Annotated in this window: 3 protein-coding genes; 2 read left to right on the top strand and 1 reads right to left on the bottom strand. The window is 67.5% G+C overall.

Annotation, left to right across the window (positions count from 1 at the left end; all coding sequences use genetic code 11):
- Window positions 1–99: 99 nt before the first annotated feature.
- On the top strand, window positions 100–309 hold the full coding sequence (locus AX685_RS14900) for a hypothetical protein (protein ID WP_156445838.1): 210 nt from the start codon (window positions 100–102) through the stop codon (window positions 307–309).
- A 126-nt stretch (window positions 310–435) separates the two neighbouring features.
- On the top strand, window positions 436–579 hold the full coding sequence (locus AX685_RS21715; protein ID WP_141396487.1) for a lmo0937 family membrane protein: 144 nt from the start codon (window positions 436–438) through the stop codon (window positions 577–579).
- Window positions 580–589: 10 nt separating this feature from the next.
- On the opposite strand, the gene AX685_RS23190 is transcribed toward AX685_RS21715, so the two are convergent.
- Window positions 590–1,074 (bottom strand): hypothetical protein (locus AX685_RS23190; protein ID WP_231738916.1); only part of this gene is annotated, 485 nt, incomplete at its 5' end.

Here is a 1,074-nt window from a genome sequence, read left to right as displayed (position 1 = left end):
CGGCCACGCCGACAGCCACAAAATGTAATCCATATCAACGGGAACGGCCGAGCGGCATTCGTCATTGGACGCGGGATTCATCCTCGAAAGGAGCCTCCCATGCCTCATGACATGTCGGACGATCGCCCGCAGCGCAGCGTGCGCAGCTATTCCGGACTTCCCGCGCTGATCCTGATCGCGGTGCTGATCGCCGCGGTGCTGTTCGTCACCGCCGGTCGCGACGATACGAAGGTGAAGCCCGCGACCGGATCGGCCCGCGCGATGGCGCTCGCGGCGGAACGCGGCGGGGATACGGGCAAGCAGCCTTGACCGAGGGATGCGGACGACCCGGCCGCTCTCGTCCTGATCCAGATTGTGTCGAAATATGTCTAGCGCAGGAACGCGACTCCCCGGCGCATCGTTTCGCCCGCATCACAAGATCAGGAGGGTGATGCCATGTTGTGGACGATCGTTGCGATTCTGCTGGTACTCTGGCTGCTGGGCTTCGGCTTCCATGTCGCCGGCGGGCTGATCCACATCCTGCTGGTCGTCGCGCTGGTCGTCGGCCTGATTCAGCTGTTCTCGGGCCGCCGGGTCTAGGGTCGGGCCTCTAAGCGGCGATCCGCAGCCACAATGCCGTCGCGTCGTCGCTCGCCTTGAAACGGGGGAAGCGGCGGCAGGCGGCATCATCGCGCTCGATCGCGCGCAGTTCGACTGCCAGCGCCGCCAGCCCGCGCTCGGCGACAGCCGCGAACAGTCCCGGGCCGTCATAGGCACCATAGGCATCGACCAGTGCCGCGAACCCGTCGCTCATCAACAGCACGTCGTCCCCGCCCGCAACGCGCGTTTCGGCGGTGCTGATCGACGAAAGGGACGCTTCGGCCGCCACACCCAGCACTCGCCTTCCTGCACGCGACCGCGCGATTCTGCGGTCCTCCAGTACGGCGGGATCGCGCATTTGCGCGGCGCCCACCCCGTCCCCAAGTGCCGCCGCATCCGCACTTTCCCGCGCCCGGTCGGGCGTCGGCGTCACCCATGTGGTGCCCGCGACGCCCGACCGGGCGCGGGAAAGTGCGGATGCGGCGGCACTTGGGG

It is taken from the genome of Sphingomonas sp. CCH9-F2 (assembly GCF_001556735.1).
Lineage (GTDB): Bacteria > Pseudomonadota > Alphaproteobacteria > Sphingomonadales > Sphingomonadaceae > Sphingomonas > Sphingomonas ginsenosidimutans.
This window is presented reverse-complemented; position numbering and strand designations above follow the sequence as displayed.

Excerpts from the sequence above, each read along its gene's own strand:
- AX685_RS14900 (WP_156445838.1), top strand. The coding sequence starts at position 100 with ATGCCTCATGACATGTCGGACGATCGCCCGCAGCGCAGCGTGCGCAGC.
- AX685_RS21715 (WP_141396487.1), top strand. The coding sequence starts at position 436 with ATGTTGTGGACGATCGTTGCGATTCTGCTGGTACTCTGGCTGCTGGGC.